Here is a 24,475-nt window from a genome sequence, read left to right on the forward strand (position 1 = left end):
CTCTCCGGTCCGGCTGTCATGTCAATGTGTCGGCGCATGTTCGGGTCGCGAGGGCCGGTCGGCCTGCGCTGAACACGCCCTAGAGTTCGAGCACGAGGCGCGCGGTCCTGGCGCGCGACACGCAGGTCATGATCACGCGGCCCGACGCGCGTTCCTCGGCGTCGAGGAAATGGTCGCGATGCTCGGGCTCGCCCTCCGCCACTTCGGTGAGGCACTGGCCGCAGGCGCCGCCCCGGCACAGGCAGGGCGCATCGACGCCGGCCGCCTCGATGGCGTCGAGCAGCGTGGTCTCGGCGCCGACCGCGATTTCGAGATTGGAGCGGCGCAGCACCGCGATGAACGGCATCCCGCCTTCGCCCGCCCCGCCGAAGGATTCCGAGTGCAGCCGCGCCCTGGGCCAGCCCAGCGCGCGCGCCAGTTCCAGCGCCGCGTCCATCATCACCGCCGGGCCGCAGGTGTAGAAATGCGTGCCCAGCGGCTGGCGCGCCAGCACCTCGTCGAGCCCGCCGAACACCGGGCCGGCATGGATGTGGATGCGCGAGGCCGGGTAGGGCGCCAGCAGCGCCTCGAACACGCCGGCCTCGTCGGCGCGGCAGAAATGATGCAGTTCCCACGGCGTGCCGGCGGCCTCGAAGGCGGCGATATAGGCGAGGAACGGGGTGACGCCGATGCCGCCCGAGACCATGAGATGGCGGCGCGCGGTGCGCGCCACCGGGAACAGGTTCGCCGGCAGCCCGGCCTCGATCACGTCGCCCTCGCGCACGCCCTCATGCAGGAACGCCGAGCCGCCCTTGGAATCGGCGGTGCGGCGCACGATGATCGAGGCGTGGCTGCGGTCTTCCGGGTTGGAGATCAGCGAATAGGCGTTCTTGTGCACCCGGTCGCCGGGCTTGAGGAACAGGCGCAGATGCGCGCCGGGGCCGGAGGGGGCGACCCGCCCGCCATCGGCCGGCTCGAAGGTGAAGCCCTTGAGCAGCGGCGACAGCGGCACCGCCGCCGTCACCCGCAGCGCGACGGTGGGCTGGCTCATGGAAACATCTCCTCGACCGGGGGCAGTTCGCCCGGCACTTCGGCATCGGCCTGCACGCCCATGAAGGCGGACAGCCCGCGCGAGAAATGATCGCGCACCACGAGGCTCGCGCCGCAGCCTTCGCAGGTGGCGAGGCTGGTGGTGACGTTATGGGTGATGGTCTTGCAGTGAACGCAGAACACCTTGCGGCGCAGCGAGCCGGCATGGGCGGTGCGGCACTCGCTCTCTTCCATGCCGGCCTCGCGGGCGAGGCGCACCACGTCCCAGACGAAGCCTTCCTCGCCGATGACATAGAGCCGGAGTCCGACGCTTTCCCGTGCGAGGCGGTGGGAAAGCCGGTCCATCACATGAGGAATGGCGCGGAAGGCGCGGGTCTCGTGCGGGGCGTAGTTGCTGGCCTCGCCCGCGGCGTCCGGCGCGGCGCTCGGCTTGCCGTCCACCGCACTGGTGGAGGCGACATACCAATAGGCGAGCGGCGCCTGCGCGGCTTCCGCGCCGTCGATGACATCCGCCAGCGGGCGGGGCGCGTCGCTGAGGACGAGATGGCGCCGGCCGCTGGCATCGACGCTCAGCCGCTCATAGACGGGCCGACTCTTGATGTCCGAAATGAGCATGGTGCCGGTCTCAACAGGTCAGTCCGGCGCGAACCGGACGGCAATAAGCTTGAACATGCGGCGATCCCGGAGGTCCGACGCGGTCCGCGCCGAAAGTTTCTCCGTGATAAAATTGAGTGTCCAGCAGGAAACTTTTGCCGTCAAGCAGCCCGATTGCGGAATTTTTAGGCAAGCCGCCCGCAGCGGCAAAAGCTGTCGCGAATTCTTTGCAGGAAACTATCTTGACAAGCAGGAAATTAGTGACAGGCTTCGCTCAAATGCCGGTCGAACAAGCTTTCCGTCCGAGGAAGCGGCGCGCCGGCCTGCCTTTCCAAGGACCACGGGAACAACGCAAATGAGCATCCGCGTCGCCATTATCGGTGCCGGCCCTTCGGGCATGGCCATGCTTCGTGCCTTCCAGTCCGCGCAGAAAGCCGGCGCGCAGGTGCCGGAGTTCGTCTGCTTCGAGAAGCAGTCCGACTGGGGCGGCGTCTGGAACTATACATGGCGCACCGGCCTCGACCAGTATGGCGAGCCGGTCCACGGCTCCATGTATCGCTATCTTTGGTCGAACGGCCCGAAGGAGTGCCTGGAATTCGCCGACTACACCTTCGAGGAGCATTTCGGCCGGCCGATCCCGTCCTATCCCCCGCGCGCCGTGCTGCACGACTACATCATGGGCCGGGTGGAGAAGGCCGGGCTCCGCGCGTCGGTGCGCTTCAATACGCCGGTGAAATGGGTCGAATATTCCGACGCCACGGGCAAATTCACTCTCACCGCCAAGGACCTGGTCAAGGACGAGCTTTACGACGAGGAGTTCGATTACATCGTGGTGGCCTCGGGCCATTTCTCCACGCCCAACGTGCCCTATTTCCCTGGCATCGAGATGTTTCCGGGCCGCGTCATGCACGCCCATGATTTCCGCGCCGCCGACGAATTCGTCGGCAAGGACCTGCTGATCGTCGGCTCGTCCTATTCGGCGGAAGACATCGCCAGCCAGTGCTACAAATATGGCGCCAAGTCGATCACCTTCAGCTATCGCACCCGCCGCTCCAACTTCAAATGGCCGAGCTGCTTCACCGAGAAGCCGCTGATGGAGAAGCTGGAAGGCCGCTCCGCCCATTTCATCGACGGCACGGTGTCGGAAGTCGACGCGGTGATCCTGTGCACCGGCTATCTGCACCACTACCCGTTCCTGGCCGACGAGCTGCGCCTCAAGAGCGCCAACCGCATGAACCCGCCGGACCTGTGGAAGGGCGTGATGTGGGAGGGCAATCACAAGCTGTTCTATGTCGGCCCGCAGGACCAGTATTACACCTTCAACATGTTCGACGCGCAGGCCTGGTACGTGCGCGACATCATCCTCGGGCGCATCGTGCCGCCGTCGAGCGAGGAGATCGCCGCCGACATCGCCAAGTGGCTGGAGAAGGAAGGCGCCATCGAGACCGCCTTCGACGCAATCGATTTCCAGACCGACTACATGAAGGACATCATCCCGGCCACCGACTATCCGATGTTCGACCTCGACGCCGTGGCCGACCTGTTCAAGGTGTGGGAACATGACAAGGATCGCGACATCATGGGCTATCGCGACAATTCCTATGCCTCGATCATGACCGGCAACATGGCGCCGAAGCATCACACCAAATGGCTGGAAGCACTGGACGATTCGTTCGAGGCCTTCATCAACCAGCCGGCGGCGGCGGCCGAATAGTCCGCGCGCCGCGCGAGGGGAGGACGGCATGAACATCCAGCTCGGCAGTCCCGGCGCCAAGGCCGGCGCGGTGCGGCTCACTCCCGCGCGGCTGCGCCATGTCGCGCCCGGCGGCAGCTTCGTCGGATTCGAACTGAAGCCGGGCGACCGCGTCCATGTCGTCGATCCCGAAGGACGCCAGCCCGGCGCGCTCTATGTCGCCGGGCTTGAGACGCCGCTCAGTGACCTGGTGCTCGGCGGCCCGCTCCCCGCCGACGACCTGCCCGAGGCGGCGCGCGCGCTTCTCGGGGAGGGCGTGATCGCGGGCGTCCAGCTGTTCGGTGCCGAGGGCGCGCCCGGTGCCACCGCGCGCTTCACCGCGCCGGCGCTTCTGCGCTGCGTGCTGGTGGCGCCGGGCGGGCCGATGGACCCGGCCGGGCAGGACGCGCCGACCGACCTGATCGTCGAGATCGAGCCGGCGGCGCCGAGCGCGGGCACGGTGCCGCCCCCGCTCGCCGAACCCAAGCTCGATCTGCGCATCCGCGCGGCCTCGGCCAGCGCCTATGAGGTGAAAGCGGGCGACTATATCCAGATCATCGACGTCGACGGCCAGCAGTGCTCGGACTTCCTCGCTTTCGACGCCGCCAAGCTGCGCGGTGGGCGCGAATGCGGGCTCGACCCGACCACGACGCGCACGCTGATGGGCTCGGCCAGTCCCGGCCCCGGCCTGCACTCGAAATATTTCGACGAGGACCAGACCGCGCTGGTCGAGGTGATCCGCGACACGGTGGGCAGGCACGACACCTTCATGCTGGCCTGCAACGCCAAATATTACGACGACATGGGCTATCCCGGCCACGACAACTGCACGGACAATTTCAACCGTGCGCTGGCGCCCTACGACATCCGCCCGCGCATGGGCTGGCCGGCGATCAATTTCTTCTACAACACCTTCGTCTCGCCGGGCGACCGCATCGGCATGGACGAGCCGTGGTCGCGGCCCGGCGACTATGTGCTGCTGCGCGCGCTCACCGATCTCGTCTGCGCCTCCTCCTCCTGCGCCGACGACATCGACGCCTCCAATGCCTGGCACCCGACCGACATCCATGTCCGGGTCTATGACGGCTCCAACAGTTTCTCCAAGGGGATCGCCCACCGCATGACGCCCGAATCCGCCCCGCGGCTGACGCGCGAAACCGGCTTCCACCCGCGCACCTCCGCGCTCACCCGCAAATTCGTCGAGTATCGCGGCTTCTGGCTGCCCGACTGCTTCTCGGCCGCCGGGCCGATCGAGGAATACTGGGCCTGCCGCGAGCGCGCGGTGATCATGGACCTGTCGGCGCTGCGCAAGTTCGAGGTGCTCGGCCCCGATGCCGAGGCGCTGGTGCAACTCGCGGTGACGCGCGACATCCGCAAGCTCGCCGTCGGGCAGGTGGTCTATACCGCGCTGACCTATGACCATGGCGGCATGCTGGACGACGGCACGGTGTTCCGCCTCGCCGACAACAATTTCCGCCTGGTGTGCGGCGATGATTATTGCGGCGTCTGGCTGCGCGATCTGGCGGTGAAGCACGGGCTGAACGCCTTCGTGAAATCCTCCACCGACCAGCTCCACAATGTCGCGCTGCAGGGGCCGAAGTCGCGGGACATCCTGCGCGCCATCCTCGAAACGCCGGCGCATCAGGCCAGCGCGGACGAGCTGAAATGGTTCCGCTTCACCATCGGCAAGATCGCCGGCGTGCCGGTCATGGTCTCGCGCACCGGCTATACCGGCGAGCTCGGCTTCGAGATCTGGTGCCACCCGTCCCGCGCGCCGGAGGTGTGGGACGCGGTGATGGCGGCGGGCGAGCCGTTCGGCCTGCAACCGCTCGGCCTGCTCGCGCTGGACATGGTGCGCATCGAGGCCGGGCTTGCCTTTGCCGGCTATGAATTCTGCGACCAGACCGATCCCTTCGAGGCCGGCATCGGCTTCACCGTGCCGGAATCGAAGACTGACGACTTCGTCGGCAAGGAAGCGCTGGCCCGCCGCCGCGCGCATCCGGGCAGGAAGCTGGTCGGCCTCGCCTTCGAGGCCAACGAGCCGGTGCACCATGGCGACCCGGTGTTCAACGGCCGCGCGCAGATCGGTGTCGTCACCAGCGCCACCCGCTCGCCGACGCTCGGCCACATCATCGCGCTGGCGCGGCTCGATGTCAGCGCGGCGGAGATCGGCGGCGAGGTCGAGGTCGGCAAGCTCGACGGCCACCAGAAGCGGCTGACGGCCACCATTGTCGGCTTCCCGCATTACGACCCGACCAAGAGCCGCGTGCGGGCGTAAGGCTTCCTTCGCCGGAATCGAAAAGGGCCGGAGCCATGCCGCTCCGGCCCTTTTCATATGTGCGTTCCACGGCTCGGATGAGGCTGTAACGGCATTTGCCCTTCACTTAAGGTCGCAGGGCCGCCCGTCTTCCATCCCGCCGAAACGACTATGCCCGGGACGAGCCCGGGCATGACGGTGATCGCAGACTATATCGCCAAAGCTCCCGCCCGATCCTTTCGGGCCGCACCCTCAGCGTTCGTCGAGCGGGTGGGTGCGCAGGCGCAGCGGGTCGTAGAACGGGGTCTTCACCAGCCGGCCGGTGAAGCTGCCCTGCGGGCCGACCACCTCGAATTCCGTGCCGAAGCCGCCGAGTTCCGGCAGCACATGCACCAGCGCGATCGAGCGCATCAGATGCCGGCTATAGATCGAGGAATTGAGCGAGCCGACTTCCTTGCCGTCCTTGAACAGCTTGGCGCCGGGCTCGATCTGCTCGTGATGGTCGATCTCCATGCCGCGCTGGACCACGCGCTGCTCGCCCTTGCGGCGCACCAGCGCCTCCTTGCCGCGGAAGGACGGCTTGTCGAGGTCCACCGTCCAGTCGGCGCCGACTTCCCAAGGCGTCTCGTCTCCCTTGGGCATGTCGTAAGGGAAGAACAGCAGCGCGCCTTCCACCCGCACGATATCGAGGCTCTGCCACGACACCGGGATGGCCCCGAACGGCTTGCCGGCCTCCAGGATCGCGTCCCACAGGAACACGGTGTCGGCCGCGCTGGCGAACACTTCATAGCCGCGTTCGGCGGAATAGCCGCCGCGCGCCAGCGTCACCGGCTTGCCGAACAGGGTGGCCGGCGCGTGCTGGAAATAGGCCAGCGTGGAAAGGTCGATCGAGGCGTGCGGCTTCAGGATGTCGAGCGCGGCCGGGCCCTGGAGCGAGAGGATATGGGTGTCGCCATCGCTGGCCACCGTGACGTCGCGCCCGGGGCTGAACTCGGCCAGCACCTCTTCCAGCTTGCCCGAGCCGTGCGACAGGCGGAAATCCTCCGGGCCGTTGCAATAGACCAGCACGTCGTCGATCAGCGAGCCGTTCTCATCGACGATATTGCTGATGGCCGACTGGCCCGGCTGGAGCTTCGCGACATCCGAGGTCAGGATCTCGTTCAGCAGTGCCACGGCTTCCCGGCCGGTGACGTTGACCAGCTGGAGCGACGACACGTCGATCAGCCCGGCGCGCGAGCGCACGGCCGTCACCTCGTCATAGGGATCGCTGGCGTAGAACTGCGGCAGGGGCATGCCGTTCCACGACGACTCGAACTTGGTGCCGAGCGCGACATGCCGCTCGTTGAGAATGGAGTTGCGGGGAAACACGGCGTTCATGAGCGATGGAAACCCTGGTTCTGCTAGCCTGAGATGAAATGGTGGCGAACGCGGCGGTCACGATGTCGGCGGCGGCGAACGCGTAAAGCTGGACCACCCGTCACGACAGGCGGCGGGTGCGCGCCGTGGCCTTGAGACGAAAAGCTCGCACCGAGCGTTTTTCCTGTCAATAAAATTTCTTCGTAGGAAACGTGTTTTCTCTCCCATGAAGCGGCGCGCCGATTTGCGCCGATTTCCCGCCGATCATGGCCATCGGCGGCCTATCGGCGCGGCGTATCGGCGCCGCGCGGCGCCGGGAGCCCCTCGCAAACTGCGGAAGTTCTGCTAGAAAATGTGGAGTTTCGTTGATTTGTGCCTGGCACGTTCGGGGAGGCGGCTCCATGTCCATCAAGCGCCGTGGCGACATATTGCGGGTGGTGCAGGCCAGCGGAAGCTGCTCGATCGTCGAGCTGGCGGCGCGGCTCGGCGTCTCCACCGAGACGGTGCGGCGCAACATCCAGCCCCTGATCGAGGAGGGCGCTCTGCTGCGCTTCCATGGCGGCATCATGATGCCCGACCTCGCCGAGGAGCCGCCGTTCCAGCGCCGCATGCAGGTGAACAAGGAGGCGAAATGGGCGATCGCCACGCTGGTGCGCGAGCGCATCGAGGATGGCGACAGCCTGTTCCTCGATAATGGCACCACCTCCGCCTATGTCGCGGACGCGCTGGCGGCACGCTCAAGGCTCACCGTGGTCACGCATTCCGCGCAGATCGCGTTCCGGCTGGCCTCGCGGAACGGCAATCGCGTGTTCATGGCCGGCGGCGAATTGGGCGGGGAGGATGCGGCGGCGTTCGGCGCCTCGGCGCTCGCCTTCATCGGCCAGTTCCAGCTGCGTTATGCGCTGCTCTCGGTGGGCGCGATCACGCGGGCCGGGGAACTGGCGGATTTCCACCTCTTCGAGGCCGAGTTCTCGCGCGCGGCGATGGCGCAGGCGCAGGAGACCTGGGTGATCGCCGACCGCACGAAATTCGGCCGCGAGGCGTCGGTGAAGGTGTGCCCGCTGAAGGCGGTCAACGCCATCATCAGCGACGGCCCGCCGCCGGAAAGCTTCCAGGCGCAGTGCCGCGAGGCGGGGGTGCGGACCATCTATCCGCAGGAATGAGCGCGAAGAGCCACATAAAATGTGTCATTATGTGGAAATCTGTTGACATGTCGCCGCCCGCCCGCTGACCTTCGCTGCCGTCCTTCATGCCCTGATTTTTCGGAGCCGCCAGATGTCCGCCTTCCCCACCCAGGCCCAGATCGTCATCATCGGCGGCGGAATCATCGGAGCCTCGACCGCCTATCATCTTGGCAAGCTTGGCTTTTTCGACACAGTGCTGATCGAGAAGCACAAGCTGACCTCGGGCTCGACCTTCCACGCCGCGGGCCTCGTCGGGCAGCTGCGCTCCAATGCCGGCATCACCCAGCTACTCGGCGAATCCGTCAAGCTTTACCGTACCTTAGAGGAAGAGACCGGGCTCGCGACCGGCTGGAAAATGAATGGCGGCCTGCGTCTCGCCTGCAATCAGGAGCGCTGGACCGAGGTCAAGCGCCAGGCCACCACCGCCCGCTCCTTCGGCCTCGAAATGCACCTGCTGACCCCGAAGGAGGCGCAGGAACTGTGGCCGCTGATGGACATCTCCGACGTGGTCGGTGCGGCCTTCCTCCCGACCGACGGGCAGGCCAACCCCTCCGATATCACCGCCTCGCTTGCCCGCGGCGCGCGGATGAAAGGCGTTACAATTCATGAGGATACGCTGGTTACAGGGCTGACGGTGAAGGCCGGAAGGGTGGTCAGCGTCGAGACCTCGCGCGGGTCGATCGCCTGCGAGATCGTGGTGAACTGCGCCGGGCAATGGGCTCGCGAGATCGGTGCCATGGCCGGCGTGAACGTTCCGCTCGTGTCGGTCGAGCACCAGTACATGATCACGGAACGCATCGAGGGCGTGACCCCCAACCTGCCGACGCTGCGCGACCCGGACCGGCTGACCTATTACAAGGAGGAGGTCGGCGGCCTCGTCATGGGCGGCTATGAGCCGAACCCGATCGGCTGGGCGGCAGACGGCATCCCGGAGGGCTTCAATTTCCAGCTGCTGCCCTCAAATTTCGATCATTTCGAGCCGATCATGGAGCTGGCGCTCGGCCGCGTCCCGGCGCTGGAGACCGCCGGCATCAAGGAACTGATCAACGGCCCGGAGAGCTTTACCCCGGACGGCAATTTCATCCTCGGGCAGGCGCCCGAGCTGACCGGCTTTTATGTCGGCGCCGGCTTCAACGCCTTCGGCATCGCCTCCGGCGGCGGGGCGGGCAAGGCGCTGGCGGAATGGATCGCGGGAAATGGCCGGCCGCCCTACGACCTGTCGCCGGTGGATATTCTGCGCTTCGGGCGTAACCATCAGGATGTCGGCTGGGTGCGTGCGCGCACGCTTGAAGCCTATGGCAAGCACTACACCATCGCCTGGCCGCATGAGGAGCATGCCTCCGGCCGCCCGCTGCGCCGCTCCCCACTCTATGACCGGCTGAAGGCGCAGGGCGCGGTATTCGGCGAGAAGCTCGGCTGGGAGCGGCCGAACTGGTTCGCCGCCGAGGGCGAGGAAGCTCGCGACATCTATACTTATGGCCGTCCGAACTGGTCCGACCCGGTGGCGCGGGAGAACCGCGCGGCGCGGGCTTCTCTGGCCATCCTCGATCAAAGCTCCTTCGCCAAGTTCCTGCTGGTCGGAAGCGATGCCGAGGCGGCGCTGTCCTTTATCAGCGCGGCGGACGTCTCCGGCCCCGAGGGCAGCGTGACCTACGCGCCGATGCTGAATGAACGCGGCGGCATCGAATGCGACGTCACCGTCGCAAGGCTGTCGCCCACTTCCTATTACGTGATCGCCGGCACCGGCGCGGCGACCCATGATTTCGACTGGATCCGCCGGAATATCCCCGCCGGCCTCGATGCCCACCTGGTCGACATCACCTCCGCCTATGCGGTGCTGACGCTGATCGGGCCGAACTCGCGCAAGCTGCTGGAGAAGCTCACGCGCGACGACGTGTCGAATGCCGGCTTCCCCTATGCGAGCCTTCGCGAGATCCGCCTGGCCGGCGCGCCGGTGCGGGCGCTGCGGCTCACCTATGCCGGCGAATTGGGCTATGAGCTGCACCTGCCCACCGAATTCGCGCTGACGGTGTATGAGGCGCTGATGGCGGCCGGCGAGGAGTTCGCGATGACCAATATCGGCTATCGCGCGCTGGAAACCTTGCGTCTGGAAAAGGGTTACTGGGCCTCTGGCTCGGATGTCGGGCCGGACCATACGCCGTTCGAGGCGGGCCTGAGCTGGGCGGTGCAGCCGGGCACGGGCCGGGATTTCATCGGGCGCGCCGCGCTGGAGACCAAGGCAGGCCAGCCATTGAAGAAGCGTCTCGCCGGTTTCACGGTCGCGGACCCGAACGTCATCCTGCTCGGCCGCGAGACCATCTATCGCAATGGCGAGCGCATGGGCTGGCTGTCCTCCGCCGGCGTCGGGCCGACGGTCGGGCTGCCGATCGGCCACGGCTATGTGCGCCGTGCGGAAGGCGGGCTCGATGACGATTTCCTGCTGTCCGGCAGCTATGAGCTGGAGGTCGCCATGGAGCGGGTCCCGGCGACGATCCATCTCGGGGCGCTGTATGACCCTGATAATGCGCGGATGTTCGGGTGAGGCGGCAATGCCCTCTCCTCGATCCAGAGAGGGCGCCGGGCCCGCCATGACGGCGCGATGGTGCGCGTGGCGGCGGCACGCGCATTGCCTTGTCTGCCGGCACCACGCCTCCTTGCCGCCCAACGGATAGCCGCCATGTCGCAGAGCCCCGCCGATCGCATCCGCGCTCTTCCACTGTGGCGCACCAAGGTTGAGCCGCGCCCGCTGGGTGGCGGCATCACCAACACCAATTTCGTGGTGGAGGATGCCGGGGCGACCTATGTGGTGCGGTTGGGCGACGACATCCCGCTGCACAATGTCATGCGTTTCAACGAGCTGGCGGCGGCGCGGGCGGCCGAAGCGGCCGGCATTTCACCGGCGCTGCGCCACGCCGAGCCGGGGCTGCTGATCATCGATTTCATCGAGGGCCGCACCTATGGCGAGGCGGATGTGCGCGCGAATCTCCCTCGCGTGGTCGAACTGGTGCGCCGCGCTCATGTCGAGGTCACGCGCGAGTTGCGTGGGCCGGCGCTGGCGTTCTGGACCTTCCATGTCCTTCGCGCCTACCTCCACACGCTGCGCGACGGCGGCCATCGGCTGGCGGATGATCTGCCGGGCTTTGCCGCGCTCGCCGAGCGGGTCGAGGCGCGGGTGGGGCCGAGCGAGGTGGCGTTCACCCATAACGACCTGCTTCCGGCCAATTTCATCGATGACGGCGCGCGGCTGTGGCTGATCGACTGGGATTACGGCGGGTTCAATATGCCGCTGTTCGATCTCGGTGGGCTCGCCTCCAACAACGGCTTCGACGCGGCCCAGCGCGACGAGATGCTCGGTCTCTATTACGGCCGTGCGCCGGATGACGCGCTTCGGGTCAGGCTGCAGGCGATGCTGGTCGCCTCGCTCCTGCGTGAATCGTTGTGGAGCATGGTCTCGGAGCAGCATTCCACCATCGATTTCGACTACTGCGCCTATACGGCAGAGAACCTCGCGCGGCTGGCGCGCGCGGCTGCGGAACTCGACGCGATGGAGCGTTGAACCGGCCGGCGTGGTTTCCCTCGGTCGGCGCGGGCGCTTGGACGGTTCCCTAGGGATCGCGCTTGAGGAGCACGCCATCTTCCGAGCCTCCTCGACGCCATGGCTCTCTCCCCCGTACCCGCGCCGCGAATAGCTGGGTAGCGGGCATGCGGGGGGCTCTGCTCAAGATCAGGTGCTGACCGACGCCGCGCGACGTAGAATAGGCAAAGGCCGTGCGTTCCGGTAATCTCCCAGCAAGGCTGCGTTTTAGGTTGAAGTCAGGAAGTCGGCAGTCGCCCTCCGGGCGGCGGGTCGATGGCTCACGGAGACGTCCATGGCCGAACGACCGCCACCGTCGGCGCCCGCCGTGCTGGCCTCCCTCGCGCTTATCGGCGGGGTCGTGGCCCTAGGTGCTGGCGCCTTCGCCTATACCGGTGGCTTCCTGTCGCCGGACCGGTTGACCCCGACGCGATTGGTCGGGGCGCTGGCGCCGCCCGGAGGTCCCGCGCTCGGCCACCGGCGCAATCATGCCAAGGGTATCTGCTTCACCGGCGAGTTCCGCTCGACCGGAGATGCAGCCTCGTTGTCGCGGGCGCCGATGCTGGCAAGCGGGACTTTTCCGGTGCTCGGCCGCTTCAATCTGGGCACGCCGGATCCGAACGCGCCCGACGCCACGGTGCGGGTGCGCGGCATGGGATTGCAGATCACCGCGCCGGACGGGCAGGTGTGGCGGGCGGCGATGATCGACCCGCCCGTGTTTCCGGTGGCGACACCGGAGGCCTTCTATGCCCTGCTGACCGCGTCGCACAGCAAGGATGCGGGCGCGATGCCGGCCTTTATCGCCGCCCACCCGGAATTTCCCAACTTCGTGGCCTGGGCCAAGAGCGCGCCCTACACGGCCAGCTATGCCGAGGATGCGTTTCACAGCCTGAACGCCTTCCTGTTCAGCAATGCGCAGGGCCAGACCCATGCCGTGCGCTGGGCGCTTGTGCCGGACGCGCTGGTGACCCCGCTCACCGACGCGCAACTCGCCGCGCTTGGACCCGATCATCTGGAAAACGAGATCGCCACGCGCGTCACGGCCGCGCCGCAGAGCTGGAAGCTGTTGTTAACGGTCGCCGAGCCCGGCGATCCCACCAGTGACCCGAGCAAGGCCTGGCCGGCGGAACGTCGCACAGTCGAGGCCGGAACGCTGGTGGTCGATCGGATCGAGGCCGAGGCCGACGGACCGTGCCGCGACGTCAATTTCGACCCGACCATCCTGCCGGACGGCATCGCGGTCTCGGATGACCCGTTCCCCGCCGCCCGCTCGGCAGCCTATGCGCGCTCCTTCAATCTGCGCACGGCCGAAGCGAAGGACTACCCCCGTCAGCCGGCTGCGGCCGCCGCCTCCTCCCAGTCCGGAGCTGCCACGCCATGAGCCAGGATGCGAGCCGGTTCACCCTTCTGCAGCGCACGCTTCACTGGCTGATGGCCGTGGCGATACTGGCGATGCTGTTCATCGGGGTCGGCATGGTCTCGACAGTGATGCCGGCCTATGTGCCGCTGCTCGCGACCCATAAGACTCTCGGCATCGCCATTCTGCTACTTGCGGTGGTCCGGCTTGCGGTGCGTTTCGTACAGGGCGCGCCCTCGCTGCCGGCCGACCTGCCCGTGCCGATGAAACTCGCCGCCCATCTGTCACATTACGCGCTTTATGCCCTGATGATCAGCATGCCGCTGATCGGTTGGGCGATGCTGTCCGCTGGCGGCTACCCGATCGTGCTGCTCGGGGGCTTCCGGCTGCCGGCGATCGTGCCCCAAAGCGATGCACTGCACACACTGCTGTGGAGCGCACATGTCTATCTGGCCTTCGCCCTGTTCGCGCTGGTGCTGGTGCACCTGTCTGCGGCGCTGTTCCACGGCCTGGTACGGCGCGACGGCGTGCTTGAGAGCATGGCCTCGGTGCGCTCCGACCGGGGGATCGCCCCCGGCGAATAGCCCGTAGGGCGGCCGGACCCGCCTTTCCGATCTGCGACCTTCTAACGCTGCGCTGCGCCCGGTTCATGGCTGGGCGCGGCGATTTTGCGTTTGCGTCCAGTGACGTGCCGGCGCCCCGCGCCCCGCTGTCTGCCCCCGGGTTAGACCTTTGCCGCAATCATTTTCCGCCATCGAGACGAAAGACGGATCGCGATCCGGGCGAAGTGGAACGGCTTTTGCGAGGAATGTTCTTAGCTCGAACACGAGCACAAGCTACTGGAGATTAACGCTATAATCTGTGATCACATTATCTCTTAAATCCGACTATCTGCGTGAAATAAATGAAAACCGACGCCGGCTTTCAGGAAATTTCGTTGGTATTTCAGTCATTTCAGATTGCTGTGATCACAATTTAACCGCTCTGCATGCTGCGTCTGCCGCTTTGCAGGGCAATCCGTCGAGGAGCCAATATGCCTATCCCCAACTCGGTCGAGGCGCGTGATATCGCCTTTCATCTGCATCCGGCGACCAATGCCAAGAAGCATCTGGAGGCCGGGCCGCTCGTCATCGAGCGGGGCGAGGGCATCCATGTCTTTGATGCCTCGGGTCGGAAATATATCGAGGCGCTGGCGGGCCTGTGGTGCGCGGGGCTGGGCTTCAGCGACGATCGCGTCGCCGATGCGGTCTACAAGCAGATGAAGACGCTGCCCTATTATCACACCTTCGCCCATCGCTCGCACGGACCGGTGGTGGACCTCGCCGAAAAGCTGATCGCAATGGCACCTGTGCCGATGAGCAAGGTGTTCTTCACGAATTCCGGCTCCGAGGCGGTCGACACGGTGATGAAGCTGGTCTGGTACCGCTCCAACGCCATGGGTCAGCCGGAGAAGAAGAAGTTCATCGCCCGCGAGCGCGCCTTCCACGGTCTCACCGCCGCGGCCTCGTGCCTGACAGGCCTGCCGGGCAACCATCGCGGCTTCGATCTGGTGTTCGATGGCGTGCTGCGCGTCACCGCGCCGGATCATTATCGCAACGCCCTGCCGGGAGAGAGCGAAAGCGCATTCGCCACCCGCCTCGCCGAGGAACTGGAGGCGCTGATCCTCGCTGAAGGGCCGGAGACCATCGCGGCGTTCATCGGCGAGCCGGTCATGGGCGGCGGCGGGGTGATCGTTCCGCCGATGGACTATTGGCCCAAAATGCAGGCGGTGCTGCGCAAATACGACATCCTGACCATCGCCGACGAGGTGATCTGCGGCTTCGGGCGCACCGGCACCATGTTCGGCTCGACCACGCTCGGTATCGAGCCGGACATCATGACGCTCTCCAAGCAACTCTCCTCGGCCTATCTGCCGATCTCGGCGGTGATGGTGAACGAGAAGACCGTCGCCCCGATCATCGAACAGAGCGGCGATCTCGGCATTCTCGGCCACGGCTTCACGGCGAGCGGCCATCCGGTGGCGGCCGCCGCCGCGGTCGAGGTGCTGCGTATCATCGAGGAGGACAAGCTGGTCGAGAACGCCGCGCGTTCAGGCGCGCATCTGCGCGCGGGTCTCGCCAAGCTCGCCGATCATCCGCTGGTCGGCAATGTGCGCGGGGTCGGTCTGATCGCGGCGGTTGAACTGGTGCTCGACAAGGAGACAAAGACCGCGATCCCCGGCCAGCCGGGCGCGCTCGGCGTGCTGGTCAACACGCGGCTTCAGGAACTCGGCGTGCTGACGCGCGCCATGGTCGATACCGTCGGCTTCTCGCCGCCTCTCATCATCACCATCGCTGAAGTGGACGCGCTGCTCGAGCTGTTCACCCAGGCATTGGACGATGTTGCCGCCTCGCTCGCGGCCACTCTGGAGCCGGCGTGAGCCGTCGGCCCCCCACAAACACGCAAGATCATCCACAGGAGAACAGCATGACCATCAAGAACGGAATCCGCGGCTTCGGCCTCGTGTCGGCCGCGATCCTGGCCTTTGCGGCAACTCCCGGCCTCGCGGGCGACCTCACCATCGTGGGCTGGGGCGGCGCGACGCAGGATGGCCAGCGCGAGGCCTATTTCAAGCCGTTCGCTGCGAAGGAAGGCATCAAGGTGCTGGAGGATTCCTGGGACGGCGGCTACGGCGTCCTGCAGTCCAAGGTGAATGCCGGCAATCCGAATTGGGACGTTGTGCAGGTCGAATCCGAGGAACTGGTGCTCGGCTGCGCGGACGGCATCTATGAGAAGCTCGACTGGGCACAGATCGGCCCCAAGGAAGACTTCCTCGAGGAGAGCGTCAGCGATTGCGGCATCGGCACGCTGACCTCGGGCACTGGCCTCGCCTATGATTCCGAGAAGCTGCCGGATGGTCCCAAGAGCTGGGTCGATTTCTGGGACCTCAAGAAGTATCCCGGCAAGCGCGCGCTGCGCAAAGGCCCGAAATACACGCTGGAATTCGCGTTGATGGGCGACGGCGTGCCGGCCGACAAGGTCTATGAGGTTCTGGCGACCCCGGAGGGTGTCGATCGCGCTTTCAAGAAGCTGGAAGAGCTCGGCCCCAACCTGATCTGGTGGGAAGCCGGCGCGCAGCCGATCCAGTATCTCGCCTCGGGCGAAGTCGCGATGAGCGCGGCCTATAACGGGCGCGTCTCCAATGTGAACGCCAAGGAAGGCAAGAAGTTCGTCTTCGTGTGGCCCGGCAACGTCGTTGCCACCGATAGCTGGGTGATCCTCAAAGGCTCCGCCAACAAGGAGGCCGCCCAGAAGGCGATCGCTTTCATGAGCCAGCCCGAGAACCAGGCCAAGATGCCGAAATACGTGGCCTACGGCATCACCAACAAGAAGGCTGCCGCCGAGGTGCCGCCGGAGCTGGAGAAGAACCTGCCGACCAATGTCGACAACCTCAAGGGTGCCTTGCCGCTCGGCGTCGACTTCTGGATCGACAACAATGAAAGCCTGACCCAGCGCTTCAACGCCTGGCTCGCCACGCGCTGACGCCGACGCCGTTCCCGGGTTGCTTCCCACGCCCTTGCGGGCGCGAAGCGGCCCGGGCGCGACCGCTTCCCACGCCCGCGACTTCGGCCGCTGGCGCCCGACACTCGCGCCCCGCAGCGCGTCCCGGCCCGGCTCCTGCCGGCGGGGCGGGGCTTCGACTGGAGATTGCTAGTGGCTGACTTTCATATCCGCCTCGACGGCGTGACCAAGACCTACGGTTCGCTCCGCGTGGTCGACAATCTGCGTCTCGACATCATCCGGGGCGAATTCCTCAGCCTGCTGGGGCCGTCCGGCTCAGGCAAGACGACGATTCTGATGATGCTCGCCGGCTTTCAGGACGCGTCAGAGGGCACGATCTATGTCGACGGCAACATGATCAACGACATCCCCTCGCACAAGCGCAACATGGGGGTGGTGTTCCAGAGCTACGCGCTGTTTCCCCACATGAGCGTGGCGCAGAACGTTGCGTTCCCGCTGAAGATGCGCGGCTTCGGCCGCTCGGATATCCGCGAGCGGGTTGAGCGCGCGCTCGACATGGTGCAGCTTTCCACCATGAAGGATCGCAAGCCTTCACAGCTTTCCGGCGGCCAGCAGCAGCGCGTCGCCCTTGCCCGCGCTCTGGTGTTCGAGCCGGGCGTCGTGCTGATGGACGAGCCGCTCGGCGCGCTCGACAAGCAGTTGCGCGAGCAGATGCAACTCGACATCCGCGAACTGCATGCCCGTCTCGGTCTGACCATCGTGTTCGTGACCCATGACCAGTCCGAGGCGCTCACCATGTCGGACCGCATCGCGGTCTTCAACAAGGGGCGCATCGAGCAGATCGACACGCCGCGCATGATCTACGACCACCCCGCCACCCGCTTCGTCGCCGAGTTCATCGGCGAGACCAACCTGATGGAGGGCGAGATCGCCGGCCGGGAGGGGGACGAGGCCATGGTCCGGCTTTCCGATGGCTGCATGATGCGGGTGCGGGCGCGCGACGGGCTGGAGCGCGGCGCAAAGGTGCTGGTGACGATCCGCCCGGAAAAGGTCGAGCTTTCCGACCCGCCGGCCGCCGCCAACAGCTTCCCGGTCACGGTCAGCGACACCATCTATCAGGGCGACCATTTCCGCGTTCAGCTTCAGGGCGCCGGCCAGCGTTTCATCGCCCGCCGCGACCGGCGCGCGGCGGAGTGGCCGCAGGGCGCGCGGCTTCACGCCACCTTCGCCGCCGATGACTGCTGGGTGATCGCGCCATGATGGCACGGTTGTGGAATCGCAGGACTCGCGCCTTCCTGTTGGTCATGCCGATGGCGCTCTTCATCGCCGTGTTCTTCGTCTGGCCGCTGGTGATCATGGTCAAGCAGTCGGTCTCCGACACTGCGGTGCTGCAGATATTGCCGCGCACCGCCGATGAGGTCGCCGGCTGGGACCGCGCCTCGCCGCCGAGCGAGGCGATGCAGGCCGCGTTGATTGCGGATTTACGCGCGGCCACCGACGAGAAGGCGGTCGGCGACATGGTGCGGCGGCTCAACAGCGCGCAGTCCGGCTTCCGCACCCTGATGAGCAAGACCATCTCGGCGGTTGCGAAGCCCGAGACCGGGCCGCTGCTGGCGCCGGTCGACAAACGCTGGATGCAGCCGCCCTACTGGATCGCCATTGCTGATGCGCTTGAACCGAGGACCGATCGCTACCTGCTGGCGGCCGTCGATCTCGAGCGCGATGCCACTGGCGACATCACCCAGATGCCCGAGGGCTCCTCCGCCAATCGGCTGATCTTCGGCCGCACCTTCTGGATCGCCGGCCTCGTGACCTTGTTCTGCGTGCTGATCGGCTACCCCTATGCGCTGCTGATCGCCGCTTCCACCGGGACAACGCGGGCCATCCTGCTCGCTGCCGTGCTGCTGCCGCTGTGGACGTCGCTGCTGGTGCGCACCGCTGCCTGGTTCATCCTTCTGCAGGAACAGGGGCTGATCAACGGCTTCCTGCTCAGTACCGGGGTCATCGCCTCGCCGCTGGCGCTGATCTTCAACCGCACCGGCGTGGTGATCGCCATGACCCATGTGCTGCTGCCGCTGATGGTGCTGCCGATTTACAGCGTGCTGGTGACAATCCCGACCAATCTGATGCCGGCGGCGACCTCGCTCGGGGCGCACCCGCTCCGGGCCTTCGTCCATGTCATGCTGCCACTGAGCCTGCGCGGCGTGGTCTCGGGCATGCTGCTCGTGTTCATGACGGCGGTTGGCTACTATATCACCCCGGCCCTCGTCGGCGGCGCCGGCGACCAGATGATCAGCGCCATCATCGCCTTCTATTCCACACAGACCGCGAATTGGAGCATGGCGAGCGCGCTCGGCATGGTGCTGCTGGCGATCACGCTGGTGCTTTACGTTGTCTATGCCCAGCTCTCGGGCCGCAACAGCATTGGCGGGAGGATGTGATGCGCCCTGGAAAGCTCATACCCGCCGTCTTCGGCCTGCTGGCCGTCAGCTTCCTGCTGCTGCCGCTGCTGGTGATCCTGCCTCTGGCCTTCACCTCCAGCCTGTTCCTCATCTACCCGATCCCGTCCTTCTCGCTGCGCTGGTTCGACGTGCTGGTGACCAACCCGGTGTGGCGGGCGGCGATCGTCAACAGCCTGATCATCGGCATCGGCACCACGATCCTGTCGACGGTGCTGGGCGGGCTGGCCTCGCTCGGCCTGCGCGAGAAGCTGCGTTTCGTCTCCGCCCCGCTCTCCACCCTGTTTCTGCTGCCCATGGTGGTGCCGGCGGTGGTGCTGGGTGTGGGATTGCAGATCCTCTACGCCCGGTTCGGATTGTCGAGCACCTATCTCGGCATGATCATCGCCCACACCGTGATCGCGATCCCGCTGGTGATGGTGAGCGTGACCAACTCGCTGCAAGGAATGGACAGCCGGCTGGAGCTGGCAGCCGCCAGCCTCGGCGCCGGGCCGGCGGCGACGCTCCTGCACGTCACGCTGCCGCTCGCCATGCCTGGCATCCTTACCGGGGCCGTGCTCGCCTTCGCGGTATCACTGGACGAGGTGGTGTTGAACATATTCCTCGCCGGTCCCGGCCAGCGGACCATCGCGCGGCAGATGTTCGCCGAACTGCGCGACAACATCAGCCCGGCGATCGCCGCGGCGGCCTTTCTCTTCATAGCCGGCACCATCGTGCTCATGGCGCTGGTCCTGCTCATGCGCCGGCGCGTCGGCGGCACCGCCAGCTAAACGCGCCCTATGATCTCCTAAGCCCTGCGAGGAACCCAACCATGGATGCGGTGACCACCGAACGGACCGCGCTGCGCGGCAAATATGCCGGTGCGGCGGCCTATCTCGACGGCAGCTTCATGCCGCTCTCAGAGGCGAAGATCCCGGTGACGCACTGGGGCTATCGCCGCTCCGACGTGACCTATGACGTGGTGGGCGTGAAGGACGGCCGGTTCTTCCGGCTCGACGACCACATCAAGCGCTTCCGCGCCTCGATGACCGCGATCCACATGGACCCGCCGGAAAGCGACGAGGAGATCCGCGATATCCTGATGAAGCTGGTGCTGATGGCGGATGTGCGGGACGCCTATGTCTCGATGGAGTGCCTTCGGGCCTCACCCGCGCCCGGCGCGCTGCGCCATCCCGCCTCGTGCCGCGCCTATCTGTCGTGCTCCGCGGTGCCGTGGATTTCCATCGTCACCTCGGAGATGGACATGCGCGGCGTGCATCTGATGATCCCGAAGGTGCGCAAGATTCCCGTCGATTCCTTCGATCCGCGCGTGAAAAATTTCATGTGGGGCGACCTCACCGAAGGCATGTTCGAGGCCAAGGCCGCCGGCGCCGATTTCGCGGTGTTGCTGGACCATGACGGCAATGTCACCGAAGGTCCGGGCTTCAACGTCTTCTCGATCACCGATGGCGTCGTGGCGACGCCGATCCGTGGCGGGCTCGACGGCATCACACGCAAATCGGTGATGGAATTGTGCGAAGAACTGGGGTTGCCGTTGGAGGTGCGCCAGGTCTCGGAGGACGAGTTCGTCAATGCCGACGAGATATTCACCTGCACCACGGCTGGCGGGGTCATGCCGGCCTCCCGCATCAATGGCCGTATCATGGGCAATGACCGGCCGGGCCCGCTGTCGATGAAGCTGAAGGAAGCCTTCTGGGCGAAGCGTGCGCAGGGCTGGCACGGCACTGAAATCCTGTGAGGGCAGGGCGCCGCGGCGAGCGGCGCCCTGTTCACGCCCGAGGTCAGGTGGCGGCGATGCGCAGCGGGCGGCGCAGCACCAGGATGACGCCGGCCAGGATCAGGGCTGTTCCGAAAATCTTCATCGGTGGCACGGGTTCGGCGAAAAACAACGCGCCCATGCTGATGGTCATGACCGGGTTGAGCATCGAAAACGGCACGACCGCCGTGACCGGGTTGCGCTCCAGCAGCGAATACCAGACCCAATAGGCCAGAACCGAGGACATCACCACGCTATAGGCCAGCGCGCCCCAGCCATGGGGTCCCGCCGTGGCAAGGCTGTCCATCCCATGCGGCTCGAACAGCAGAGTGAGCAGCGCGAGCTGCGGCACGCTGAACAGCGCCGACCAGCCGGTAAAGGCCAGCGGATCGATGCGCGGCATGGCCTTGATGATCAGATTGGTCACCGCCCAGCCGGCGGCGCTGGCCAGCAGCAGCGCGAAGGGGAGCGGGGCCGGAAAGCCCGGGCCGAATGACAGCGCAAGTACGCCGGCAATGGTCAGGGCAAGCCCCGCCAGCGCCGCCGGACGCAACCGTTCTCCGAATGTGGCGCAGGCCATGAGGCTCGCCATCGGCGCGCCGAGCTGCATCAGAACCGTGCTGGTGCCCACTTCCGCAAGGCTGAGCGCCACGAACAGCATGCCGAAATGCAGCGTGCCGAAGGTGACCGAGGCCAGCGCCAGCCAGCGCAGATGCTGGCGCTCAATTCGCGTGAACGGCACGAGGAGGGCGGCCACCAGCGCAAAGCGCATCACGCTCATCAGCATAGGCGGGATCTCGGTGACGCCTTGCTTGACGAGCACGAGATTGCCCGCCCAGCAAGCGACGACGCCGATGGCGAGCAGCTTGTCGGTGAAACGCATGATGGCGATGGGTCCGCGAAGCGTCCGAAGGGTCTCCGCGCTCAGGCGCCGAAGACGGGCAATGCCGGCGGGAGGGGAGACCCCTTCTGCCGGCCGGTATAGTTAAGCGCGGGCGTGCCGCACCGGCCACCTCAGCCGGCGGCCAGCACCGTGTCCAGCGCCAGGCGCAGGCGGCGCGCCAGTTCGCCGATCTCGGCTTCGGTGATGATCAGCGGCGGTGCCAGCACGATCGAGCCCTGAAGCGGGCGCACCACGACGCCGGCGGCAAGGCCCGCCTCATAGACCTGTTGGGCAAGGCCGCCCGGGGTTAGCGAGGGCGAGGCCGAAGCCTTCCCCTCGCCGGGACGGGCAAGCTGCACCGCGCCGGCGAGACCCACGCAGCGCGTGGCCGTGACGAAGGGATGGTCCTCAAGGCTGGCCAGGGCCTTCTGCCAAACGGGCATGACGGACTGAACATGGCCCAGAATGTTCCGCTTCTCGAAGATGTCGAGCACCTTGAGCGCGACCGCCGCGGAAACCGGGTGGCCGCCATAGGTACTGCCATGGTTGAAGATGCCGGCAGAGTTGGAGCCCTCTTCCAGGAAGCTGTAGAACGCGTCCGACATCACCACGGCCGAGATCGGCTGATAGGCGCCCGACAGGCCCTTGGCGCAGCTGATGCAGTCCGGCTCGACGCCGAAGGTCTGGCTGCCCCACATCTTTCCGGTGCGCCCGAAGCCGGTGACCACCTCGTCGGCATAGAGCCGGATGCCGTACTCGTCGAGCACCGCCTTCACCTTCGTGAAATAACCCTTCGGCGGCGGAAACATGCCCGACGACACCGACACCGGTTCGGCGATCATGGCGGCGACGGTCTCGGGGCCGGCGGCCTCGATGGTCCGGCGCAGCTCCTCGACGAGGCGGTCGCAATAGGCGTCCTCGGTCTCACCCGGCAGGGCGCCGATCGGCCAGGTCGGATGCGAGACGAACAGGCTGTCATCGGTGCGGATGCCGAAAGCTTCCTGGAGCGCGGCGCTGCCGCCCAGCGCGGTCGTGGCGATGGTGCCGCCATGATAGGAGGCGCGGCGGGAGATGATCTTGCGGCGCTGGGGCTCGCCGGCCACCCGATTTGCGTACCAGGTGAACTTCACGAGCTGGTCATTGGCTTCCGAGCCCGTGGTGGCAAACATCACATGACCGCCGCGTACCGGAGAGGCCTCGGCAAGGCGCTCGGCGAGCTCCATCACCACCGGAACCGTGCGGTGGATGCCCGACGGGTACATGGGCAGCGCGCGAAGCTGCTGGATAGCCGCCTCGATCAGTTCCTCGTCGCTGAAGCCGAGGTTGACGCAATAAAAGGTCGAGACCGCCTCGATATAATCGCGGCCGGTCTCGTCAAATGTATAGATGCCCTTGCCGCCCACGAACATCAGCGGGCGCTGCTCGCGCAGCGTCTGCAGGTTGGAAAACGGCAGCAGGACGGCATTGCCGACCTGATTCGACCCCGGCGCGAGCACGTTCATCGCTTTTTTCCCGATAGTGTGATCACAGATTGCCCGCGAGGCTATATGTGCAATCGCCGGGGCGTCAATAGACGCGCCGTTTTCGCAGACGAATCGCTTTAATTCAGCCGAACATGCTGTTTTTCTGTCGCACTTGCGCCGTTCGGTGAATATGTGATCACATATCAAAGCGTTGCGGTTGCGTGATTGAGGGGCTTCGGCGCCGCTCGTGCGATGAACGGAGGATTTCATCGCGACGGAAAAGCTCCTAAGGAGAGCATCGGCCGAGGTGAGAATCCGGTAGCCGCGCAAGGCGGACCAGCCGGACGTCAAGGTGGGGGAACGAGTGGCGCTACTCAACGGAACCAGCACGCTTTCGGATCAGGTCTATTCCGCGATCCGGCAGGACATGCTGGATGGCAACATGCTGCCGGGCGCCAAGGTATCGCTGCGCTCGCTCGCCACCACCTATGGCACCAGCATGCAGCCGGTGCGCGAGGCTGTGGCCCGACTGGTGGCTGACGACGCGCTTGAGGTGACGCCTGCGCGCACCATCCAGGTGCCGCTCCTGGAACAGCATCTGTGTGACGAGGTCTGGTCGGTGCGTTCGCTGATCGAGGGCGAGGCAGCCGCGCTGTTCACGCTGCACGCGCCGGACGCGGCGTTCGACGAATTGCATGAGCTAACCGCCGCGTCGCGCCACGCGCAGTTTCATGGCTCGCCGGCGGAGCATATGCGCTCCATCCATAACTGGGCGTTCTTCGTCTCCGAGAACTGCGGCTCACCCCTTCTGGCGTCCCTGATCCGCACCATGCGGCTGCGCGGTGCGCCGATGATGGCGCTGGCGCTGCACACGCCGGCCGAGACGGACCCGTCCTTCCTGCAGTTCACCAACCAGATCATGCAGGAGATCGTGCTGGCGCTGCGCACGCGCGACGGTTCGCGGGTGCGCGACCTGAGGCGGGTCGATGTGCTGAGCTATCAACGCTACCTCTATAGCCGCCTCGGCTGGACGCTGAAGCGGGCATTCTGAGCCCGGGATACCAGACGCTTCCCGATCCCAGGGAGAGGGGAGCGGACTGTCGGAATTTCATCGCAAATGCCGGGCGTTTCGGGCCGCCGGGCACACAATTTTCCGGTAATGCCTTGATAAATAACGACTCCAGCGTCGCCGCCCTTCTTGTTTTCCACAGCGTGTTTGATGTGACGAATTTCTGAAAAGTCGTGTTGACATGCGGGGATGGAGGGTCCTATAAAGCGGCCATCGACGGGGCGCGCCGCTGACGCGGTGCTGACGCTCCTCTGGTTGATC

19 protein-coding genes are annotated in these 24,475 nt (G+C 66.0%); 14 read left to right on the forward strand and 5 right to left on the reverse strand.

Annotated elements, in window-relative coordinates; all coding sequences use genetic code 11:
- Nucleotides 1-79: 79 nt before the first annotated feature.
- Nucleotides 80-1,030, reverse strand: a complete 951-nt coding sequence (locus MKI84_RS20405) for a PDR/VanB family oxidoreductase (protein ID WP_241622109.1) — start codon at nt 1,028-1,030, stop codon at nt 80-82.
- On the reverse strand, nt 1,027-1,644 hold the full coding sequence (locus MKI84_RS20410; RefSeq protein ID WP_241622110.1) for a dimethylamine monooxygenase subunit DmmA family protein: 618 nt from the start codon (nt 1,642-1,644) through the stop codon (nt 1,027-1,029). Before MKI84_RS20410 ends, MKI84_RS20405 begins: the two co-directional genes overlap by 4 nt.
- Before the next feature lie 334 nt (nt 1,645-1,978).
- On the opposite strand from MKI84_RS20410, the gene MKI84_RS20415 reads away from it, so the two are divergent.
- Nucleotides 1,979-3,337 (forward strand): NAD(P)-binding domain-containing protein, encoded by a 1,359-nt coding sequence (locus tag MKI84_RS20415; protein ID WP_241622111.1) that lies wholly within the window; start codon nt 1,979-1,981, stop codon nt 3,335-3,337.
- Nucleotides 3,338-3,365: 28 nt separating this feature from the next.
- Nucleotides 3,366-5,633, forward strand: a complete 2,268-nt coding sequence (locus MKI84_RS20420) for a trimethylamine N-oxide demethylase (RefSeq protein ID WP_241622112.1) — start codon at nt 3,366-3,368, stop codon at nt 5,631-5,633.
- A gap of 231 nt (nt 5,634-5,864) precedes the next feature.
- On the opposite strand, the gene MKI84_RS20425 is transcribed toward MKI84_RS20420, so the two are convergent.
- Nucleotides 5,865-6,989 carry an aminomethyl transferase family protein gene (locus MKI84_RS20425; protein ID WP_241622113.1) on the reverse strand — a complete coding sequence of 375 codons (1,125 nt, stop codon included), beginning with the start codon at nt 6,987-6,989 and terminating at the stop codon, nt 5,865-5,867.
- A 380-nt stretch (nt 6,990-7,369) separates the two neighbouring features.
- On the opposite strand from MKI84_RS20425, the gene MKI84_RS20430 reads away from it, so the two are divergent.
- The 11 genes from MKI84_RS20430 (at nt 7,370) to MKI84_RS20480 (ending at nt 20,781) form a co-directional block, all read left to right on the forward strand.
- Nucleotides 7,370-8,131: a DeoR/GlpR family DNA-binding transcription regulator gene (locus MKI84_RS20430; RefSeq protein WP_241622114.1), complete on the forward strand. Its 762-nt coding sequence runs from the start codon at nt 7,370-7,372 to the stop codon at nt 8,129-8,131.
- Nucleotides 8,132-8,243: 112 nt separating this feature from the next.
- Entirely contained in the window at nt 8,244-10,694 is a 2,451-nt protein-coding gene (locus tag MKI84_RS20435) for a GcvT family protein (RefSeq protein ID WP_241622115.1), read from the forward strand.
- A 135-nt stretch (nt 10,695-10,829) separates the two neighbouring features.
- The gene (locus tag MKI84_RS20440; RefSeq protein ID WP_241622116.1) at nt 10,830-11,708 is read left to right on the forward strand and encodes a choline kinase family protein; all 879 of its coding nucleotides are present in this window, start codon (nt 10,830-10,832) and stop codon (nt 11,706-11,708) included.
- 313 nt (nt 11,709-12,021) lie between these two features.
- Nucleotides 12,022-13,107, forward strand: a complete 1,086-nt coding sequence (locus MKI84_RS20445) for a catalase family peroxidase (RefSeq protein ID WP_241622117.1) — start codon at nt 12,022-12,024, stop codon at nt 13,105-13,107.
- Nucleotides 13,104-13,667: a cytochrome b gene (locus MKI84_RS20450; protein WP_241622118.1), complete on the forward strand. Its 564-nt coding sequence runs from the start codon at nt 13,104-13,106 to the stop codon at nt 13,665-13,667. The genes MKI84_RS20445 and MKI84_RS20450 overlap by 4 nt, the downstream gene beginning before the upstream one ends.
- Nucleotides 13,668-14,116: 449 nt before the next feature.
- Nucleotides 14,117-15,502, forward strand: a complete 1,386-nt coding sequence (locus MKI84_RS20455; protein ID WP_241622119.1) for an aspartate aminotransferase family protein — start codon at nt 14,117-14,119, stop codon at nt 15,500-15,502.
- A 47-nt stretch (nt 15,503-15,549) separates the two neighbouring features.
- Nucleotides 15,550-16,605 carry an ABC transporter substrate-binding protein gene (locus MKI84_RS20460; protein WP_241622120.1) on the forward strand — a complete coding sequence of 352 codons (1,056 nt, stop codon included), beginning with the start codon at nt 15,550-15,552 and terminating at the stop codon, nt 16,603-16,605.
- Nucleotides 16,606-16,776: 171 nt separating this feature from the next.
- Nucleotides 16,777-17,844 carry an ABC transporter ATP-binding protein gene (locus MKI84_RS20465; RefSeq protein ID WP_241622121.1) on the forward strand — a complete coding sequence of 356 codons (1,068 nt, stop codon included), beginning with the start codon at nt 16,777-16,779 and terminating at the stop codon, nt 17,842-17,844.
- Nucleotides 17,845-17,888: 44 nt separating this feature from the next.
- Nucleotides 17,889-19,025, forward strand: a complete 1,137-nt coding sequence (locus MKI84_RS20470; protein WP_425353872.1) for an ABC transporter permease — start codon at nt 17,889-17,891, stop codon at nt 19,023-19,025.
- Nucleotides 19,025-19,813, forward strand: coding sequence for an ABC transporter permease (locus MKI84_RS20475; protein ID WP_241622122.1), 789 nt, complete (start codon nt 19,025-19,027; stop codon nt 19,811-19,813). The genes MKI84_RS20470 and MKI84_RS20475 overlap by 1 nt, the downstream gene beginning before the upstream one ends.
- Before the next feature lie 41 nt (nt 19,814-19,854).
- Nucleotides 19,855-20,781 carry an aminotransferase class IV gene (locus MKI84_RS20480; protein ID WP_241622123.1) on the forward strand — a complete coding sequence of 309 codons (927 nt, stop codon included), beginning with the start codon at nt 19,855-19,857 and terminating at the stop codon, nt 20,779-20,781.
- Nucleotides 20,782-20,824: 43 nt separating this feature from the next.
- Here the strand turns inward: MKI84_RS20480 and MKI84_RS20485 are convergent, their stop codons facing one another.
- Together MKI84_RS20485 and MKI84_RS20490 are read right to left on the reverse strand one after the other, a co-directional pair.
- Nucleotides 20,825-21,682, reverse strand: a complete 858-nt coding sequence (locus MKI84_RS20485; protein WP_241622124.1) for a DMT family transporter — start codon at nt 21,680-21,682, stop codon at nt 20,825-20,827.
- Nucleotides 21,683-21,813: 131 nt separating this feature from the next.
- The gene (locus tag MKI84_RS20490) at nt 21,814-23,184 is read right to left on the reverse strand and encodes an aminotransferase family protein (protein WP_241622125.1); all 1,371 of its coding nucleotides are present in this window, start codon (nt 23,182-23,184) and stop codon (nt 21,814-21,816) included.
- A 325-nt stretch (nt 23,185-23,509) separates the two neighbouring features.
- Between MKI84_RS20490 and MKI84_RS20495 the strand changes: the two genes are divergently transcribed.
- Nucleotides 23,510-24,196 carry a GntR family transcriptional regulator gene (locus tag MKI84_RS20495; protein ID WP_241622126.1) on the forward strand — a complete coding sequence of 229 codons (687 nt, stop codon included), beginning with the start codon at nt 23,510-23,512 and terminating at the stop codon, nt 24,194-24,196.
- The last annotated feature ends 279 nt before the right edge of the window (nt 24,197-24,475 follow it).

The sequence above is a fragment of the Ancylobacter gelatini genome, assembly GCF_022601675.1.
GTDB classification, from domain to species: Bacteria; Pseudomonadota; Alphaproteobacteria; order Rhizobiales; family Xanthobacteraceae; genus Ancylobacter; species Ancylobacter gelatini.

Coding starts and splice junctions, on each gene's coding strand:
- MKI84_RS20405 (WP_241622109.1), bottom strand. CDS start 1,030: ATGAGCCAGCCCACCGTCGCGCTGCGGGTGACGGCGGCGGTGCCGCTG.
- MKI84_RS20410 (WP_241622110.1), bottom strand. CDS start 1,644: ATGCTCATTTCGGACATCAAGAGTCGGCCCGTCTATGAGCGGCTGAGC.
- MKI84_RS20415 (WP_241622111.1), top strand. CDS start 1,979: ATGAGCATCCGCGTCGCCATTATCGGTGCCGGCCCTTCGGGCATGGCC.
- MKI84_RS20420 (WP_241622112.1), top strand. CDS start 3,366: ATGAACATCCAGCTCGGCAGTCCCGGCGCCAAGGCCGGCGCGGTGCGG.
- MKI84_RS20425 (WP_241622113.1), bottom strand. CDS start 6,989: ATGAACGCCGTGTTTCCCCGCAACTCCATTCTCAACGAGCGGCATGTC.
- MKI84_RS20430 (WP_241622114.1), top strand. CDS start 7,370: ATGTCCATCAAGCGCCGTGGCGACATATTGCGGGTGGTGCAGGCCAGC.
- MKI84_RS20435 (WP_241622115.1), top strand. CDS start 8,244: ATGTCCGCCTTCCCCACCCAGGCCCAGATCGTCATCATCGGCGGCGGA.
- MKI84_RS20440 (WP_241622116.1), top strand. CDS start 10,830: ATGTCGCAGAGCCCCGCCGATCGCATCCGCGCTCTTCCACTGTGGCGC.
- MKI84_RS20445 (WP_241622117.1), top strand. CDS start 12,022: ATGGCCGAACGACCGCCACCGTCGGCGCCCGCCGTGCTGGCCTCCCTC.
- MKI84_RS20450 (WP_241622118.1), top strand. CDS start 13,104: ATGAGCCAGGATGCGAGCCGGTTCACCCTTCTGCAGCGCACGCTTCAC.
- MKI84_RS20455 (WP_241622119.1), top strand. CDS start 14,117: ATGCCTATCCCCAACTCGGTCGAGGCGCGTGATATCGCCTTTCATCTG.
- MKI84_RS20460 (WP_241622120.1), top strand. CDS start 15,550: ATGACCATCAAGAACGGAATCCGCGGCTTCGGCCTCGTGTCGGCCGCG.
- MKI84_RS20470 (WP_425353872.1), top strand. CDS start 17,889: ATGCCGATGGCGCTCTTCATCGCCGTGTTCTTCGTCTGGCCGCTGGTG.
- MKI84_RS20475 (WP_241622122.1), top strand. CDS start 19,025: ATGCGCCCTGGAAAGCTCATACCCGCCGTCTTCGGCCTGCTGGCCGTC.
- MKI84_RS20480 (WP_241622123.1), top strand. CDS start 19,855: ATGGATGCGGTGACCACCGAACGGACCGCGCTGCGCGGCAAATATGCC.
- MKI84_RS20485 (WP_241622124.1), bottom strand. CDS start 21,682: ATGCGTTTCACCGACAAGCTGCTCGCCATCGGCGTCGTCGCTTGCTGG.
- MKI84_RS20490 (WP_241622125.1), bottom strand. CDS start 23,184: ATGAACGTGCTCGCGCCGGGGTCGAATCAGGTCGGCAATGCCGTCCTG.